This window comes from Streptomyces sp. NPDC060184 (genome assembly GCF_042728795.1).
Lineage (GTDB): Bacteria > Actinomycetota > Actinomycetes > Streptomycetales > Streptomycetaceae > Streptomyces.
On record NZ_JBHWYX010000008.1, the window covers coordinates 39,609 to 57,656 of the forward strand.

Here is an 18,048-nt window from a genome sequence, read left to right on the forward strand (position 1 = left end):
AGGTGGCGATGTGCTTTCCTGGGAGGGACGTTGAGCGACATCCGTACTGTTCCCGTCGCGATCGTCGGCATGGCGGGCAGGTTCCCGCAGGCGCCGGATCTGCACGGGTTCTGGGAACTGCTGATCAACGGACGCGACGCGGTGGGGCAGGTACCGGCGAACCGCTGGGACCCGGCGGACGTGGTGGATCCGACCCGCGAGATCCAGAGCGTCGGCGGCTTCCTCGACGGAGTGGACCTGTTCGACGCCGAGTTCTTCGGGATCTCACCGCGTGAGGCCGAAGTCCTCGACCCACAGCAGCGGTTGATGCTCGAAACGGTGTGGCGGGCGCTGGAGGACGCGGGCCAACCGGCCTCCGGGCTGCGCGGCTCGCGCACCGGGGTCTACATGGGCGGCCTGTGGCACGACTACGAACTGCTCCGCAAGGACGCCGGATCGGGTGCGACCCAGCACAGCATCGTCGGCAACTCGCTCGACATCCTCTCCTCCCGGGTGTCCTACGTACTCGGCCTGACCGGCCCCAGCCTCACCGTCGAGAGCAGTTGCTCGTCCTCGCTGGTGGCCCTGCACCAGGCGTGCCAGGCGCTCCGGCACGGCGAGGTCGACGCGGCGTTCGTCGGCGGATCCAACCTGATGCTGACGCCTGAAGTGACCGTCGGACTGACGCACTTCGGCGGACTGTCACCGACCGGTCGCTGCCATGCCTTCGGTGCGGGGGCGGACGGATTCGTGCGGGGCGAGGGCGTCGCCGCGGTGTATCTGAAGACGCTGGAGCGGGCGCTGCGCGACGGCGACCGGGTGCGCGCCGTGATCGTCGCCAGTGCGGTGAACAACGACGGCGGCGGAGACAGCCTGGTGACGCCGAACCCCGCGGCCCAGCGCGATCTGCTGCGGCGGGCCTACGGCTCCGGCTCGGTGCCCCTCGACAGGCTCGCGTACGTCGAGGCGCACGGCACCGGCACGGTGCGGGGCGACACCGCCGAGGCCGCCGCGCTCGGCGAGGTGCTGGGCAGGGCCCGGGACGCCGGCCCCCTGCACATCGGATCGGTCAAGACCAACATCGGCCACCTCGAACCGGCGGCGGGGCTGGCCGGGGTGATCAAGTCGGTGCTGGCGCTGGAGCACGGTGTCGTACCCGCCAGTCTGCACGCCGAGGAGCTGAACCCGGCCATCGACTTCGAGGGGCTGAACCTCGCCGTCGCCAGGGAGCCGCTGCCGCTCGCCCCGGACAGCCACATCGGTGTCAACTCCTTCGGCTGGGGCGGCACCAACGCCCACGCGGTCCTGACCGGTCCGCCGCCCGAGGCACGGACCGAACCGGCCCCCGGGTCCGAACCGGCCCCGTCGGACGAGCCGTTCCTGCTGCCCCTCAGCGCCCGCACCGCGTCCGCTCTGGACCGACGGGCCGAGGACGTGCGCGAGCGGATCGACGCGGGCGGGTCCGCACGGGAGCTGGCCGGGACGCTGGCGTGGCACCGCGACCACTTCGCCGAGCGACGCGCCCTGATCGGCCCCGAGCTGGTCGAGGCCGCCGCGGGCCGAGCACGGGATGCGGGCAAGGTCGCTTTCGTCTTCCCGGGGCAGGGCGCCCAGTGGGCCGGGATGGGCGCGGGCCTCTACGGGCACAACACCGCGTTCACGCGCGCCATGGACCGCTGCGCCGAGGCGCTCGCCCGGCACGTCGACTGGGACGTGCGCGCGCTGGTGACCGACGCCGACCCCTCGGCAGCCGTGGACCGGGTACAGCCGGCGCTGTGGGCCATGTCGGTCTCCCTCGCCGCCGCGTGGGCCGACACCGGCGTGCGGCCCGACCTCGTGCTGGGCCACAGTCAGGGGGAGATCGCCGCGGCCACGGTGGCCGGGGCGCTTTCCCTGGAGGACGGCGCGCTGGTCGTCAGCCGGCGCAGCGCACTCCTGCGGCAAGTCGCCGGGCGGGGCCGGATGCTGGCGGTGGACCTGAGCGCCGCCGAAGCGTCGGCCGCGCTGGAGGGCTTCGAGGGCCTGGTCGAACTGGCCGTGCACAACGGCCCGCGCTCCTGCGTGCTGTCCGGGGACGCGGACTCCGTCCTGCTGCTCAAGGAGATCCTTGAGGCCGACGACGTGTTCTGCCGCCTGGTGGATGTCGACTACGGCTCGCACAGCCCGCAGATCGACTCGCTGACCGAGGTGATCCGGGCGGCCCTGGCACCCGTACGCCCCCGCCGCGGGCACCTGCCGATGATGTCGACCGTGGATCTCGACAGCCTCGACGGCACCGAGGTGGACGCCGGGTACTGGGCGAGGAACCTGCGGAGCCGGGTCCGGCTGGCCGAGGCGGTGGAGCAGCTGCTCGACCGGGGCGTGACGCACTTCGTCGAGGTCAGCCCTCACCCCGGCCTCGGGGCGGCGCTGCGCGGGATCGGCGAGACCCGGGCCGAGCCGCCGGTCGTGCTCGGCACCCTGCGTCGCGGCGAGGGCGGCCACCGGGACCTGCTCCGCGCCTTCGGCGAGGCGTACGTCTCGGGGCTGGACGCCCTCGGCCCGCGGCCCGCGCACCGTCCCCGGGAGGGCGCACCGCCGTACCCGTTCCAGAGCGTGCGGCACTGGGTGAAGCCGGTCGGGGGCCGGGGCGCGGCGAACGGGCGGCTGGCGCTGTCGCTGGCGCCGTCGACGGCGCACGGGGTGTGGGAGAGCACCGTCCCGGTCACGGTGGAGGCGCACCCCTGGCTGGCCGACCACCGGGTGCACGACCTGGTCCTCTTCCCGGCCGGGGGCTGTCTGGCGCTGCTCCAGCACGCGCTGGCCGGCCATGCGGACGGGCCGGTGCTGCTGCGGGACGTCGAGCTGCCCTCGGCGCTGGTACTGGGTGACGAGCCGGTCCGGCTCGCCGTCACCTGGCGGCGCGGAGCGGGCGACGCGGGCGTGCTGACGGTGGCCTCCGCCCACGAGACGGGGTGGACCCGGCACTGCCGGACCCGGGCGTCCTGGGGGGCGCCGACGGAGTTCCGCGCCTTCCCGGAGCACCTGCTCGACGGCGAGGCCGAGGACGCCGACACGTTCTACCGGCGGTGCGCCGGGCGGGGTCTCGGCTACGGACCGGCTTTCCGTTCGGTGACGCGGGCGTACGCCGGGGACAGCGAGGCGCTCGTCGCGCTGGAACTGCCGTCGGGAAGCCGTTCCGGGGATCTCGCGGCGGCCCTGCACCCGGTGCTGTGGGACGGTGTCCTCCAGGCGGCACTGGCGGCGGGTGACGGTCCGTCGGTCCCGGTGGCGATCGGCTCGGCGCTGGTGTCCGCCACCGGTGCGAGCCGGTTGTGGGTGTACGCCCGCCGCCGGGAGGACGGCTTCGACCTCGACGTGTTCGACACGGACCGTGCTCCGGTCGGCCGCGTCGACGGGCTGGTGCTCGCCGGACTGCCGGTCGACGCCGGGCAGGACGACATCGCGTCCGACGTCTACCGGATGGTCTTCGAGCCGTGCGAGCGCCCGGAGAAGGACGTACCCGTCGGGACGGTCGCCTGCCGGCGGACGGATCTGCTGCCCGGCGCGGTGGGGCTCGACGCGCTGGCCGAGGCGGACACCGTGGTGTTCGTCGCTCCGGAGGACGGGCCGGCGGGGCTCGTCGAGCTGACCGCGCTGATCCGGAGGTGCCTCGACGAGAACCCGTCGGTCCGGCTGGTCGCCGTGGTGCGCGAGGGCGACCCCGGAGCCGGTCTGTACCCGGGTTTCCTCGCGGTCGTCCAGGCCGAACACCCGCAGTTGGCGGCCCGGTTGATCGAGGTGGACCGGTTGTCGCCGGACGCGGCGGACCAGCTGACGAAGGAGCTGGCGGCCACCGAGGACCGGGTGCGCCTGCGCAAGGGCGAGCGGCTGGTGGGACGGCGCTCGCGGGGCGGCCCGCCGCGGACCCCCGCGCCCTGGCGCACCGGTACGGGTGTCCAGGCGTTCCGTCTGGAGGTGGCCGGGCCGGGCAGTCCCGATGCGGTCCAGCGGCGGCCCCTGGACCGCTCGGTCCCGGCCTCCGGGCAGGTGGAGATCGCGGTGGAGGCGGCGTCGGTCAACTTCATCGACGTGATGAAGGCGATGGGTGTCTACCCCGACGAGTCCGCCGGCCGCGACGTGCTGGGGCTCGACTGCGCGGGCACGGTCACGGCCGTGGGCCCGGGGGTGACCGGGGTCGTGGTGGGTGACCGGGTCGTCGCGGGTGGCTTCGGTGCGTTGGCCACCCACGCCACGGTGGACGCGCGGCACGTGGTGCCGCTGCCGTCGCGGCTGAGCCCCGCGCAGGCGGCGGCGCTGCCGATGGTGATGGTGACGGCCTGGCACGCGCTGATCGATGTGGCACGGATCGAGGCCGGGGAGACCGTGCTGATCCACTCGGCCACCGGCGGACTCGGCCTCGCCGCCCTCCAGGTCGCGCGGTCGGCCGGAGCCACCGTGATCGCCACGGCGGGCACCGAGGAGAAGCGTGCCCACTTGCGTGGGCTGGGCGTCGAGCACGTCTTCGACTCGCGCGGGCTCGACTGGGCCGAGGGGGTGCGCGCCGCGACGGGCGGCCGGGGCGTCGACGTCGTCCTCAACTCGCTGACGGGGGCCGCCCTCGCGGTCGGTCTGGAAGCCCTGGCGGAGGACGGCAGGTTCGTGGAGGTCGGCAAGCGCGACATCTACGCGGACACCTCCGTCGATCTGGGTGCGTTCGCCAAGTCGCTGTCGTTCACCGCCGTGGACGTCGCCGGTATGCTGCGCCGCCGCCCCGAGCGGTTCGCGCGGGTGCTGCGCGCCGTGTGGGACCGGGTGGAGAGCGGGGCGCTGGAGCCGATCCGGGTACGGGAGTGGAGCTTCGCCGACGCTCCGGCGGCCTTCCGGACCATGTCGCGGGGCGAACACATCGGCAAGCTCGTGCTCACCGCTCCGGGCGAGTGCTCCACCGTGGTGCCGACGCCGCTGCCGGACGGCCGCTTCCGGGCCCGCGGAAGCTACCTGATCACGGGCGGCCTCGGCGCGCTCGGGCTCTCCCTGGCGGAGTACCTGGCCGAGAACGGGGCGGGCGCGATCGCCCTGCTGGGCCGGTCCGCACCCGGCGACCCGGACCGGATCGAGGCCCTGCGCGCCCGTGGCGTCCGCGTCGGCGTGTGGTCGGGCGACGTGGCCGACCGGGAGCGCGTGCGTACGGTGCTGGACGACATCCGGGACACCCTGCCGCCGCTGCGCGGGGTCTTCCACGCCGCGGGCATCCTCGACGACGCCACCCTGGGCGGTCTCGACGCCGCGCGGATCGAACGGGTGCTGCGCCCGAAGACCGACGGCGCCCGGGTGCTGCACGAGCTCACCGCCGCCGACGGGCTGGACCTCTTCGTGCTCTTCTCGTCGGCCGCCGCCTTCGTCGGCACCGTCGGCCAGGCCGCCTACGCCGCGGCCAACAGCGGCCTGGACGCGCTGGCCGTCGAACGCCGGGCGGTGGGCCTGCCCGGTCTGAGCGTGCAGTGGGGGCCGGTGGCCGACGTGGGTCTCGCGGCCCGGGCGGCCGGTCGTGGTGACCGTCTCGCCGACCGCGGTATGGGCAGCCTCACCGTCGACGCCTGCTGGCGGGCGCTCCGGTCGTTCATCGAGAGCGACGAGGCCGTGGTCGCCCATGTCGCGCTCGACGCGCGGCGCTGGCTGGAGACGTACCCCGCGTCCGCCGCGCTGACCAGTTGGCAGTCCCTCGCGACGGCCGAGCGGACCGAGGTGGAGGGCGGACTGCGCGAGGTGCCGCCCGAGCTGCGGCGGCCCCTGCTGGAGGAGACGGTGCGCCGGGAGGCCGCGCAGGTGCTGCGCGTCGACCCCGGCCGGCTGGACCGGGACGTGCCGTTGAAGGCGCTCGGCCTGGACTCGCTGATGTCCCTGGAGCTCCGCAACAGGCTGGAGACCTCGCTCGGGCTGCGACTCAGCCCGACCCTGCTGTTCAAATACGGCACGGCGGCCCGTCTGGGTGTGGCCCTGTCGGAGCTCTTCGACACGACGGAGGCGGGGACGCATGGATGACCGTCCGATCCTCAGCGCGGGGGAAGTCCGCACGCTGCTGAGGGAGTTCATGCCGGACCGGCAGGGCATCGATGTCGCCGAGGTGACACCGGACGGGGTGCTGTTCACCTCCGACGCGGAGAGCCTGTCGGTCCGGCCCGGCGGCACGGTCTCGGGTCCGGCGATCTTCGCCTTCGCGGACGTGTCGGCGTACCTGGCCGTGAGCGCCTACCTGGGCAGGACACCGTCGGCGGTGCTGAGTTCGGGCAGCATCAGTTTCCTGGAGGCCGTCGAGCCGGGTCCGCTGCGCGCCAGGATCGAGGCGGTGCGCATCGGCAGGCGGACCGGGGTCTTCACCGCGTGGGTCGAGGACGAGCAGGCGCGCCGGGTGGCCATGGCGACGCTGCACTTCTCCTTCCCCGGCCGCCGCGCCGCGGGTGGCGGGGCAGGCGGGGCGGGCGGGGCAGGCGGCACGGTCGGCTGACGGCGCGGCGCGTGGGAGCGGGTCGGGACGTCCCGGGCGTCACGCCGGACGTCCCGGGCGTACCAGGCGTACGGGGCGTCCCGGGCGTCACGCCGGACGTATCGGGTGTCCCGGGCGTCCCGGCGTCACACCGGACGCACGGAGTACGTGGTCCGCTCCCACGGGTAGGCTGGCAGGGAGACGACCGCGCGCCCGGCCCCCTGCTCCTCGGGCGGTGTCTCGCCCGCGTCCAGGGTCCGTACGCGGGGGTCGTCGTCGCCCTTCGCCAGTGCGGTGAGTGCCGCGCGGGCGTCGTCCGTGCTGTCCGCGCCGATCCAGACCGCGTGGCGGAGCCGGGTCCTGCCGTACGTGGCGGTGCGGGCGAACGCGGGATACGGGTGGTCCGCCACCTCCTCCGCCCAGCGGGCCGCCAGGCCGCGCAGCGCCGGGACCGTGTGCGCGCTCACCAGGAAGCCGTTCGCCCCGGCGCCGTCCGGGAGTTGTCCGCCGTCGGAGGCGGCGTCGGCCCCGGCGGAGAGGACGGCGTGGGCGTTGGTGCCGCTCATGCCGAAGGAGCTGACGGCCGCGCCGCGGCCCGACGCCGCTTCCCAGGGGACCGTCTCGGCCGGCACGGTCATGCCGCTGTCCCCGAGGTCGATCCGCGGGTTGAGCGTCGTGAACTGTGCCTGCCGCGGAATCTGCCGCCGTTCCAGGCACAGGACGGCTTTGATCAGTCCCAGCACCCCTGCGGCGGCCTCGGTGTGCCCGAAGTTCGCCTTCACCGATCCCACGTGCCACCGCTGCCCGGTGCGGCCGAGCGCCATCCGGGCCGCCTCCAGCTCGATCGGGTCGCCCAGCGGGGTACCGGTGCCGTGCGCCTCCAGATATCCGATGTCGGCGGCGGTCAGCCCGGCGGAGGCCAGCACCGACTCGATCAGCCGGCTCTGCGCCAGTACGTTGGGCGCGGTGAAGCCGGAGGAGCGGCCGTCCTGGTTGACGCCGGTGGCCTCGATCACGGCGAGGATCCGGTCGCCGTCCTGCCGCGCGTCCGAGAGGCGCTTGAGCACCACCGCCCCGCACCCCTCACCGCGGACGAACCCGTTGGCGCGGGCGTCGAAGGGACGGCACCGTCCGTCCGGCGACAGTGCCCCGGTGCGCGCGATCTCGGCCGTGGAGCGCGGCGCGAGCACCAGGTTGACGCCGCCGGCCACCGCCACGTCGCAGTCCCCCGCGACCAGGGCACGGGCCGCGGTGTGCACGGCGACCAGGGAGGACGAGCAGGCCGTGTCGATCGCCATGGCCGGACCCTGGAAGCCGAGGGTGTAGGCGAGCCGGCCTGCGGCGAAGCAGTGGCCGTTGCCGATCAGCCAGGAGGAGCTGGGCTCGTCCTCGGCCCACTGCCGGTAGTCCTGACCGGTGATGCCGACGAACACGCCGGTCGATGCGGCGGCGCGCGCGGGCAGGATCGCCGCGTCCTCGAACGCTTCCCAGACCACTTCGAGGAGCAGACGGTGCTGCGGGTCGAGATTTCGCGCGTCCCGGGGGGATATGCCGAAAAACTTCGCGTCGAACCCGAGCACGTCGTCCAGATATCCGCCGCGGGAGAGGAGGCCGTCCCACTCTCCCGGAAATGCGCGGCGCCGCTGTTCCGGCAATGCGCCGGTCAGGTCCCGGCCGGCGGCCAGGGCGCGCCAGTACGTTCCCCGATCGGCGATTCCACCGGGTGCGCGCAGTCCCGTGCCGACGATGGCGATACGCCGTTCCTCGCGCCGCCCGTCGAGTTGTTCCCGCAGGGTGCGGATGGTTTCCATGGCCCGGCGCAGAGGGCCGGAAGCGTTACCGGGATCAGGAGTTGAGGACATCGACCGCGACAGTAGCAGCTGGCACAGCAGCGTGCTACATGCATGTACCGCACCTTTCCACATGCATGTACCGCACCTTTCCACTCCCGTCGAGAAAGAGGGAAAAGGGACCTCACCGGCGAGAAAGAATGAAGTGGGAACAACTGACGTCGGACGCCAGGGGAATCCCGGCGCTGATCGTCTACGGACTCTGGCCCCGACAGCTCTCGGTGTGGCAGGGTGCTTGAGCGAGCTCGGGGGGTAATCCTCTGTGTGCCGAGGGTGTATGACATATCGTCACTTCCCGTCCACACCCCCCGCCATCGACCCGCGAAGGGGTGAGGACGCTTGACGACGACTGCGATTCTGGATGACGAGGAAGTCGTGGTGCGCACGCCGGAGGAATTCCACCGGATGCCCCGCGAGTACCAGAAGATGCTGATCAGCCAGATCACCATCAACACCGAGGGTGAACTTTCGGGCGGCGACGACTACGCGCTGATGTTCCTGCCGCTCGCGCCCACTTCGGAGGAACGCCAGGTCTGCGCCGAGCGCGCCGCCGAGGAATACGACCACTACAAGATCGGTAAGCGTATTCTCGCCGATCTCGGCGTCGACACCTCCTACATGGAGTCCCAGAGCATCTCCGAGCGGATGCTGTTCGCCGACGACCGGATGCACACCTGCTCGACCTGGGCGGAACGCGGCGTCTACTCCTACATCGGGGAGGAGACCGCGATGGTGATGCTGCGCGAGTTCGCAGAGAGCAGCTACAAGCCCTGGGCCGAAGCGGTCCGTACGATCATCCAGGACGAGAGGATCCACATCGCTCACGGAGCCAGGGTCTGCCGCAATCTCGCGGAGACCGAGGAGGGACGGGAGCAGCTTCAGGCGGCACTCGACCGCCTGTGGCCGATGTTCGTCGGAATCCTCGGCAGCCCCAACACCAAGCGCTCGCAGGCGGTCGTGCGCTACGGCCTGCGAAAGACCACCAACGCCGAGGCCATCGAGCTGTGGCGCGAGAAGGTTCTGCCGCGCATAGCCAATCTCGGCCTGCGCGTACCCGAGTAGGTTGCGGAGACTGCCATGGCCATACCTGTAGCCATCACCCCCCGCCCGCCGTCGCGCGCGGAGTCCAAGGCCCGCCTGCGTGAACTGCTCGCCGGTCGACCGGACTTCGCCGATCGGCTGAAGGCTCTGCGCACCATGGGCATCCGGGTGCGCGGATGCGAGGTGCACCTCACCACCGCCTGCAACATCCGGTGCAAGGGCTGTTGGTACTTCGAAGGCGGTTTCGACACCGCCGTCAGGGAGACCTCGGACCCGGGCGTCATCCGGGAGTTCGCGCGGAAGCTGGCCGCGGACGGCGTCACCCAGGCCACCCTGATCGGCGGAGAGCCGACCATCGTGCTCGACCGGGTGCAGCCGTTCGTGGAGGAACTTCCCTACATCACCATCTCCTCCAACGGTCTGCGCCCGCTGCCCCGGGAGGGGTTCGAGAACGTAGCGGTCGGCATCAGCCTGTTCGGCGGCGGCCCGCTCGACGACGCGCTGCGCGCGCACCGGCCGAACGGCTCGTCGTTCACCGGCCTGTTCGAGAAGGGGCTCAAGCACTACAAGGACGATCCCCGGGTGACGTTCGTCTTCGCACTGTCCGAAGAGGGACTGCCGTACGTGGAGCCCACGGTGCGGGCGATCCGCGACAACGGCAACGTGGTGACGTTCAACTTCTACAGCGCACACGGCTCCGACCACCCGCTGCGGATCGAGAACGAGCAGCGCACGCTGGGCGAGGCGCTGCGGGTCAAGGAGCTGTACCCCGACACGGTCGTCAGCCATCCGTACTTCATCGAGGCGCTGATCACCGGACGCGGCCACTGGGGCGCGCGGTTCGGCTACGACGTCTGCCCGAGCATCAGCGTCGACATGCCCGAGCACGAGCTGCGGGTGAGCAACGGCAACCCGGTGCTCGACGGGTTCGCGGTCTACGGCGCGGACTACGAGACGCTGCAGTTCTGCTGCACCTCGGGAGACTGCGGCGGCTGCCGCGACAGCCAGGCCGTCTACAGCTGGCTGATGGTCAGTCTCAACCACTTCCTCGACAGCCCTCAGCGGCTGGAGACCTGGCTGGACCTGGCCGAGAGCTACTGGCGTCAGTGGGCCTGGTCCCAGGGGCAGTCCCCGAATTTCAACCGCTGAGCACCACCGAGCGGCACCGCCGCGCATCACCGAGCCTCAGAGAGGGAGCGATCATGTCCGCACCTGCAACCGCCGAGTCCGTACTCGACCTCATCCGCACCGAGCTCATCGAGTCGGGCGTCGAGGAGGAGACCATCTCCCCCGACGCCAAGTTCGACGACCTGGACATCGACTCCCTGGACGTGGGCGAGCTGATGGCAACCGTGAAGCGCACGTACGGGGTCAGCATTCCGCGTGCGGAGCTCGCCGACGTGACCGTGGGTCAGCTCGCGGCCAAGATCACCGAACAGGCCGCCAGTTGACATCTGCGGTCGCGGTCACCGGCGTCGGCGCGGTCACTCCGCTCGGCGTCGGTGCCGCCGTACTGACCGACCGTCTCGCCGCCGGCGAGACCGGTCTGGGGGCGGGCGAGGGCCACTGCGCCGAGTTCGACGCGGGCGATTTCCTGACCCGCCGTGAGCGCAGGCGGAACGCCCGGTTCTCCCAGCTCGCGCTCGTCGCCGCCGAGGAGGCCCTGGAGCAGGCGGGCTGGCTCGCGGGGCTGCCGTATCCGGCCGAACGTGTCCGCTGTGTCGTCGGCACCGGCCTCGGCGGTGTTCCGGAGGGAAGCCAGGGCGGTGCCGCGTCCCCGTTGACGGTCCCGCTGATGATGTCCAACAGCGCGGCGGCGGCTCTGAGCACGCGCTACGGTCTGGGCGGCGAGTCCTTCGCCACCTCGGGCGCCTGTGCGGCCGGGGCGCAGGCCATCGGGGTCGCGCTGGGGGCGATCCGTCGCGGTGAGGCCGCGGCGGCGGTCGTCGGCGGGGCGGAGGCGGTGCTGCTGCCGCTCGTGCGGGACTCCTTCGCCGAGGCCGGGGCGCTGTCCCCGACGGGCCGCTGCCTGCCGTTCGACGCGGGACGCGACGGATTCGTCATGGGCGAGGGCGCCGGAATCCTCGTGCTGGAGAGCGTCGAGGGGGCCCGGGCCAGGGGTGCCACGATCCACGGGCTGGTGCTGGGCTACGGCGCCAGCTCCGACGCCCACCACCTCACCGCGCCGGCACCCGACGGGGTTCCCGCGGCCCGGGCGATCCGGCGTGCGCTGAGCGACGCGGGCGTCACCCCCGCCGACCTCTGCTACATCAACGCCCACGGCACGGGCACGCAGCTGAACGACGAGGCGGAGATCCGCGCGTTGCGCCTGGCGCTCGGCGAAGCGCTCGCGTCCGTCCCCCTCTCCTCCACGAAGGCCGCCACCGGGCACCTCTTCGGTGCCGGCGGGGCGGTGGAGGCCATCGCCACCCTCGGTGCGCTGCGCGCCGGGCTCGCACCCGCGACCTACGGGCTCAGCGAGCCGGACGCCCGGCTGGGGGCGGTGGACCACATCACGTCCGCCCGTTCGCTGAGTCCGGGCCCGAACCGCGCGGTCGGGCTGTCGGACTCGCTGGGCTTCGGCGGGCACAACGCCGTCCTCGTACTGGGAGCGCCATGAGCGTGTTCGACTTCACCGGCCGCCGCTATCTGATCACCGGGGTGACCAATCAGGAGTCGATCGCCTGGCACGTCGCGGCGGCGCTCCAGCGGCAGGGGGCCGAGATCGTGCTCAGCTCCTTCGGACGGGCCGCCCGGATCACCCGCAAGGCCGCGCTGCGGCTGCCCTCCCCGCCGGACGTACTCGAACTCGACGTCACCGACGAGTCGGCCTTCGCCGCCGTGGCGAAGGAACTGGCCGGCCGGTGGGGCGGGTTGGACGGGGTGCTGCACAGCATCGCCTACGCGCCCGCCGACGCGGTCAGCGGCGCCTTCCTCGGTACGCCGCCGGCCAGCGCCCTGTCCGGTTTCCAGGTGTCCGCGTACTCGCTGCAACGGCTCACCGCCGCCCTCGCTCCCCTGCTGACGGCGGGTGACCGGGGCGGCAGCGTGGTGGGGATCACCGTGGACAGCGCCCGCGCGCTGCCCGGTTACGACTGGATGGGGGTGTTCAAGGCCTCGCTGGAGGCGGTCGCCCGCTACCTCGCGCTGCATCTGGGGCCCGAGGGCGTGCGGGTCAACCTGGTCGCCTCCGGACCTCTGGAGACCCTGTCCGCGAAGGGTGTGGGGAGTTTCGACGCGCTGGCCGACCATTACGAGAGCTGGGCGCCGCTCGGCTGGGACCGGTCGGACCCCGGGCAGGTGGTCGGCGCGGTGCTGTTCCTGCTCTCCGATCTCGCCGGGCGCACGACCGGACAGGTGCTCCACGCCGACGGCGGTCTGCACGCCGTCTCCGCCGGGATCGGAGACCCCCCGCACCGCCCCGGGCCCGGTCCCGGGTAGGCCCCTTGCTCTCCGTGCGAAGGGCCCGCTCAGCCCGGGAACCGCCCGCTGTCGCGCAGCGCCCAGCGGCGTTCGGCATACGCGAGGTCGTCGCGCCAGAGCCGCCCGGCGGAGGCCCGCATCAGCGGGCGCAGCAGCGGGGCCGCCGCGCGGGCGAGCGCGAAGCCGCGCCGGTCGGAGGCGGCGACGACGGCCTCGACCACGGCGGTGCGCGGCCGGCCGGCGGGGTCGGTGCCGAGCGGGGTGGCGTGGCTCTCGACCACGGAGCCCCGGCCCTCGCCTTCGGTGATGTGCATGACGACGGTGCGGGGTTCGGGCGCGGTGAACACGGCGCGTACGGGCACCACGACGCGGCCCGCCACCTTGAAGGAGACGTCGACCGCGAACCCGTCCCGGCCGTCCCCCGCGTCGCCGCCGGGGACGTCGAGCACGGTCAGGTCGACGAAGGAGTACGGGTGGAACCAGGCGCCGTGCCAGGGGTCGAGGCGGTTGGCGACGACGTCCTCGGGTTCACAGGTGCCGAAGCCCTCGTACACCGCGTCGACGGCCGTCGCGGGGACCGGCCGCTCGGGGAGGACGGGCCGGTCCAGCGGCGTCTCGCCGCCCACCGCGTCCAGCCGCACCCAGGCGAGGACTCCGTCGTCGAAGGCCGGGTACGGTTCCCACCCGGCGAACGGCTCGCCGTTCAGGGCGAGTCCGTGCCAGTGACAGACGAGGGTGCCGCAGCGGACCGGGCTGTCCTTCAGCGGTGCGCCCAGGTGCGGGCAGGCGCCGGGTCCTGCCCGCAGGCGGCCGGAGGCGTCGCGCCAGGCGACGACCTCGGTGCCCCGGACGGTGCGGCCGAAGGAACGGCCGGGGGTGATGCGGCGGGAGGCGCCGATGACGTACCAGTTGCCGGAGGGGCGGCTCAGCGCGTGTTCGAGGGCGCTCGCGATGAGGGCGGGACGGGCGTCGCGCCAGGTGGGGCGCTGGCGCTCCCACGGCACGGGGGCGCGGCGCAGCCGCAGCGGGATACGGCCGCGGCGGGCGGGCCGGCCGGTTCCGGGGTGCGTCATGCCACGTCCTCGTGTGCGGTGTCGGCGGTGGCCCGGGTGCGGTGCGGCGGGCCCGCCGGGAGGGGGCGGCGCGGGGCCGTCGGCCGGGGTGCGCCGGTGGGGCGGGCCGGGCGGGCGGCGAGGGCGCGTACCAGGCCGTCCAGGGCGACAGTGGCGCGGCGGGCGCGGGAGACGACCGCGCGCCGGTGGAGCACGGCGTAGCCGTCCGCCTCGATGGCGTCGAGGATGCCTCCGTACAGCACGAACGCGGTGCGGATGCAGGGGCGTGACTCGGGGGCGAGCAGGGCGATGCCGGGCAGGGCCCGCCGGTAGATCTCCCGGGTGTGCGCGGCGGCGGCCTTGAGCGCGGCGGTGACGCGCGGGTCGTTGCGGCCCGACGCCCGGCTGTGCAGCAGGAGTTCGCGGTCCACTCCGTGCGCGGCGAGCAGGTCGGCCGGGAGGTAGACGCGGCCCCGGTCGAGGTCCTCGCCCACGTCCCGGAGGAAGTTGGTGAGCTGGAAGGCGACGCCGAGGTCGGCGGCGTACGAGGCGGCCTCCTCGCGGGGGACGACCGTGCCGAGGACGGGCAGCATCTGGAGGCCGATCACGGCGGCCGATCCGTGGGTGTAGCCGCCGAGTTCCTTCCAGGAGGCGTACCCGGTCACCGTGAGGTCGCTGCGCATGGAGGCCATGAAGTCGGTGAAGTGGCGGTGGTCGATGCCGTACACGGACGCGGTGTGGACCAGGGCCCGGATCACCGGTTCGTCGGCGGTGCCGTGCGTGAGGCCCTCGGCGAGCCGCAGTTCGAAGGCGAGCAGCGCCCGCGCGCGTTCGTCGGGGCCCGCGTCGGCGGTCAGGTCGTCCACGATGTCGTCGGCCCGGCGGGCGAAGCCGTAGAGGGCGTGCACGGCGGGGCGGCGGTCGGCGGGGAGCAGGCGGGTGGCGAGGAAGTACGTCCTGCCGTGGCGTGCGTTGAGGCTCCGGCAGGTGGCGTACGCGGCGCGCAGGGCGGGGTCGTGGATGGCTGCCGCGTCGAGTTCACGGGCGGTCATACCCAGGTGCCTTTCGGTACGGGGCGCGGGGTGGCGCGGCGGGGGCGCGGCGCACCGGTGATCCGGGCGGCGGCGAGCTTTCCGGAGACGATCACGGTCGGCACGCCGACGCCGGGGGTGGTGCCGCACCCGGCGAGGACGGCGTTGGTGGTGCCCCTCACGAGGTTGCGGGGGCGGAAGGGGCCGGTCTGCGGGAAGGTGTGGGCGGCCGAGAAGGGGGTGCCCGCGGCGTGTCCCTGGGCGGTCCAGTCGACCGGGGTGACCAGGCACTCCTCCTCGATGGCGGCGCCCAGTCCGGCGAGTCCCCGGCGTTCGAGTTCGGTGAGCAGGCGGTCCCGGTAGCGGGGGGCGAGCTCGTCCCAGGTGCGGGCGGAGGGGCCGATGTCGGTGTTGGGGCAGGGGGCGAGCACGTAGTGGAGGTGCTTGCCGGGCGGGGCGAGTGCGGGGTCCTGGGCGGTGGGGCGGGTGATGAGCAGCGAGGGGTCGGTCATCAGGGAGCCGGTGCGGGTGAGTTCGTGGAAGGTGCCCTTCCAGGCCCGGCCGAACGAGAGGGTGTGGTGGGCGAGTCCGGGCCAGGTGCGGTCCGTTCCGGCGTGCAGGACGACGGCGGACGGCGCGTGCCGGATGCCGCCCGGGCGGCGGGGGGCGCGGCCGAGCAGCCGGTAGCTGACGGGCAGGTCCGGGGTGAGGACGACCGCGTCGCAGGGGATGCGGCCCCGGTCGGTGACGACGGCGGTGACCCGCTCCCCGGAGCGCTCCAGGCTGCTGACGGACTCGCCGTAGCGGAACGCGGCACCGGCCTCGGCGGCCGAGTCCGCGAGGGCCCGCGGCAGGGCGTGCATCCCGCCGCGCGGGAAGTACACCCCGGCGACCGTGTCCATGTAGGCGATGACGGCGTACGCGGCGAGCGCCCGGGCCGGGGGCACTCCGGCGTACAGGGCCTGGAAGGAGAAGACGCGGCGCAGCCGTTCGTCGCTCAGGTAGCGGCCGATCCGGGCGTCGAGCCGGCCGAAGCCGCCGAGCGCGGCGAGCCGGGCCAGGTCGGGGTGGAGGAGTTGCAGCGGGGAGTCGAAGTTGGCGTCGATGAAGCGGCGCATCTGGACGGCGTAGAGGCGTTCCAGCCACGACCGCAGCCGGCGGTAGCCGAGCGCCTCGTGGCCACCGGCGAACTCCTCGACGGCGGCCTCCATCGCCGCCGGTTCGGTGTGCACGTCGAGGGTGGAGCCGTCGGCGAACCAGGCGCGGTAGGCGGGGTGGAGCGGGACCAGGTCGAGCCGGTCGGCGAGCCGGTGCCCGACGGCCGCGAAGGCCTCCTCGACGAGGTCGGGCATGGTCAGCACGGTGGGGCCGGTGTCGATGCGGTAGCCGCCGCGCTCCAGCAGTCCGGCGCGTCCGCCCGGCGTGAGGTCGCGTTCGACGACGGTGACCCGGCGGCCGGCGCCGAGCAGGTGGAGCGTGGCGGACAGGCCGGCGAGGCCCGCTCCGATCACCACGACGTGGTCGGTGCGCCCGGTGACGGTCCTCATCGGGTGGTGTCTCCTTCGGGGGCGATGCCGGATGCGGTCGCGGGTGGTGACGGGGTGCGCCCGACCGCGGTCTCCCGCAGCAGCAGGCGCAGCTGCCGGGCGCCCGCCGGGGCGAGTCCGGCGAGGTCGAGGCGGGCCTCGGCCTCGGCGGCGAGCCGGTTGGCCCGGTGTTCGACAGCGGCGCGCGCCCCGCCGAGGGTGAGCGCTTCCCGTACCCGGGCGAGCCCTTCCTCGGTGAGGCCGGGGTCGCCCACTCCCTCGTCCAGGACCGCGAGCACCGCGGTGTCGCCCGCCGCCTCGGCGCGCTCCCGTGCGACGGCCACCAGGTAGGTGGGCTTGCCGTCGCGGAGGTCGCCGCCGGAGGGCTTCCCCGTGACGGCCGGGTCGCCGAACGCGCCGAGCAGGTCGTCGCGGAGCTGGAAGGCGGTGCCCGCACTGCGGCCCGCCGCGCGGAGGGCGGCGGTCGTACGGTCGTCGGCGCCCGCCAGCGCGGCGCCGAGGGCAAGGGGGCGCTCCACGGAGTAGAGGGCGCTCTTGAGGCAGGCGGTTCGCAGGGCGTGCGCGGCGGTACGGGTCGCGGCTGCCTGGCCGTGGAGGTCGAGGTACTGGCCGGCCACCATCTCGGTGCGCATCGCCCGCCAGATCGCCAGGACCCGGCTACGGGTGGCGGGGTCCATGGTGACGGCGGCGACGGTGTCGTCCGCCCAGGCGAGGGCGAGGTCGCCGACGAGGACGGCCGCCGAGGTGCCGAACGCGGTGTCCGGAGGTCCGCCGGTCAGATCCGCCAGCTCCACGTGGACGGCGGGGCGGCCCCGGCGGAGCGCGGAGCCGTCCATCACGTCGTCGTGGACCAGCGCGCAGGTCTGGATGAGTTCGAGGGCGACGCCGAGGCGCAGCGCCGCGTCCACCGCGCCGGCGCCGCCGCCGCAGGCCCGCATCGCCCACCAGAGGAAGCGGGGCCGGGCGCGCTTCCCGCCGCCGAGGGTGAAGTCCGCGACCCGGCGGGCCACGTCCCGGGCGAAGACGGCGTCGATGGCGGCGGCCTCGGCGAGGTGCTCCCGGAGCACCGTACGGGCGGTCCGCAGGACGGCTCCCGCCACGTCCGCGTCGACGGACTCGACGGACCCGACGGGCTCCCGGGCATCTTGGGCGTCTTGGGCGTCTTGGGCGTCTTGGGCGTCTTGGGCATCCACGTTCTCGACGCTGTCGACGGTCCCGACAAGATCCACAGGACGCACGGGACCCAGGGGTCCGGCGGATCCGGCGGCTTCGGGGCCTTCGGCGGCGGGCGCCTCGGGGCGGGGCGGGGCCGCCCCGGCCGGGCGGCCCGGGGCACGGCCGTCGCGGTCCCCGCGCGTGCGGTCCGCGTCCGGCTCCTGCGGGGGCCCGTCGTGCGCCCGGTCGTGTCGCCCCTCGACGGGGACGCCCTCCGCCGGGACGTCGTGCGCGTGGGCCGCCGCGGTGTGCGGCTCCCGCGCGGCCGGACCGGCCGGGGTCCCCGCCGCGGGGCGGGCGGACCGGTCGGGCGGCTGCGCGCCCCCGTAGGACCGCTCCGACCGCCGGTGGTCGGCAGAGGCGGACACCACTGCCCGGGTGAGGCGCATCGCAGGTCCTTCTGGTCGCATCGGTCTTTGTACCGCTCGGGCGGGCCCCGCACCG

12 protein-coding genes are annotated in these 18,048 nt (G+C 73.9%); 7 read left to right on the forward strand and 5 right to left on the reverse strand.

Annotation, left to right across the window (positions count from 1 at the left end; translation table 11 throughout):
• Positions 1 to 30 precede the first annotated feature (30 nt).
• Both ACFWEE_RS07695 and ACFWEE_RS07700 read left to right on the forward strand, forming a co-directional pair.
• Complete coding sequence (locus tag ACFWEE_RS07695) at positions 31 to 6,003, forward strand: SDR family NAD(P)-dependent oxidoreductase (protein WP_386887318.1); 5,973 nt, start codon at positions 31 to 33, stop codon at positions 6,001 to 6,003.
• Complete coding sequence (locus ACFWEE_RS07700) at positions 5,996 to 6,466, forward strand: PaaI family thioesterase (RefSeq protein ID WP_386887320.1); 471 nt, start codon at positions 5,996 to 5,998, stop codon at positions 6,464 to 6,466. The genes ACFWEE_RS07695 and ACFWEE_RS07700 overlap by 8 nt, the downstream gene beginning before the upstream one ends.
• A 125-nt stretch (positions 6,467 to 6,591) precedes the next feature.
• Here ACFWEE_RS07700 and ACFWEE_RS07705 read toward each other — a convergent pair whose 3' ends face one another.
• On the reverse strand, positions 6,592 to 8,256 hold the full coding sequence (locus ACFWEE_RS07705) for a beta-ketoacyl synthase N-terminal-like domain-containing protein (protein ID WP_386887322.1): 1,665 nt from the start codon (positions 8,254 to 8,256) through the stop codon (positions 6,592 to 6,594).
• A gap of 414 nt (positions 8,257 to 8,670) precedes the next feature.
• On the opposite strand from ACFWEE_RS07705, the gene ACFWEE_RS07710 reads away from it, so the two are divergent.
• Genes ACFWEE_RS07710 through fabI form a run of 5 tightly spaced genes read left to right on the forward strand, consistent with a single transcriptional unit; the run spans position 8,671 to position 12,777 of the window.
• Positions 8,671 to 9,357 (forward strand): Phenylacetic acid catabolic protein, encoded by a 687-nt coding sequence (locus tag ACFWEE_RS07710; protein ID WP_386887324.1) that lies wholly within the window; start codon positions 8,671 to 8,673, stop codon positions 9,355 to 9,357.
• Between the two features lie 15 nt (positions 9,358 to 9,372).
• Complete coding sequence (locus ACFWEE_RS07715) at positions 9,373 to 10,485, forward strand: 4Fe-4S cluster-binding domain-containing protein (protein WP_386887326.1); 1,113 nt, start codon at positions 9,373 to 9,375, stop codon at positions 10,483 to 10,485.
• A gap of 53 nt (positions 10,486 to 10,538) precedes the next feature.
• Positions 10,539 to 10,787: an acyl carrier protein gene (locus tag ACFWEE_RS07720; RefSeq protein WP_386887327.1), complete on the forward strand. Its 249-nt coding sequence runs from the start codon at positions 10,539 to 10,541 to the stop codon at positions 10,785 to 10,787.
• Positions 10,784 to 11,956, forward strand: coding sequence for a beta-ketoacyl-[acyl-carrier-protein] synthase family protein (locus ACFWEE_RS07725; RefSeq protein WP_386887329.1), 1,173 nt, complete (start codon positions 10,784 to 10,786; stop codon positions 11,954 to 11,956). The genes ACFWEE_RS07720 and ACFWEE_RS07725 overlap by 4 nt, the downstream gene beginning before the upstream one ends.
• Positions 11,953 to 12,777: an enoyl-ACP reductase FabI gene (gene fabI / locus ACFWEE_RS07730; RefSeq protein ID WP_386887331.1), complete on the forward strand. Its 825-nt coding sequence runs from the start codon at positions 11,953 to 11,955 to the stop codon at positions 12,775 to 12,777. Before ACFWEE_RS07725 ends, fabI begins: the two co-directional genes overlap by 4 nt.
• A 29-nt stretch (positions 12,778 to 12,806) precedes the next feature.
• Here the strand turns inward: fabI and ACFWEE_RS07735 are convergent, their stop codons facing one another.
• Genes ACFWEE_RS07735 through ACFWEE_RS07750 form a run of 4 tightly spaced genes read right to left on the reverse strand, consistent with a single transcriptional unit; the run spans position 12,807 to position 17,489 of the window.
• On the reverse strand, positions 12,807 to 13,832 hold the full coding sequence (locus ACFWEE_RS07735; RefSeq protein ID WP_386887333.1) for a DUF5914 domain-containing protein: 1,026 nt from the start codon (positions 13,830 to 13,832) through the stop codon (positions 12,807 to 12,809).
• Positions 13,829 to 14,863: a phytoene/squalene synthase family protein gene (locus tag ACFWEE_RS07740; RefSeq protein ID WP_386887335.1), complete on the reverse strand. Its 1,035-nt coding sequence runs from the start codon at positions 14,861 to 14,863 to the stop codon at positions 13,829 to 13,831. Before ACFWEE_RS07740 ends, ACFWEE_RS07735 begins: the two co-directional genes overlap by 4 nt.
• A complete protein-coding gene (locus tag ACFWEE_RS07745) occupies positions 14,860 to 16,389 on the reverse strand; it encodes a phytoene desaturase (RefSeq protein WP_386887337.1) in 1,530 nt (509 codons plus the stop codon). The genes ACFWEE_RS07740 and ACFWEE_RS07745 overlap by 4 nt, the downstream gene beginning before the upstream one ends.
• Entirely contained in the window at positions 16,386 to 17,489 is a 1,104-nt protein-coding gene (locus ACFWEE_RS07750) for a polyprenyl synthetase family protein (protein ID WP_386887430.1), read from the reverse strand. The genes ACFWEE_RS07745 and ACFWEE_RS07750 overlap by 4 nt, the downstream gene beginning before the upstream one ends.
• Positions 17,490 to 18,048 lie beyond the last annotated feature (559 nt).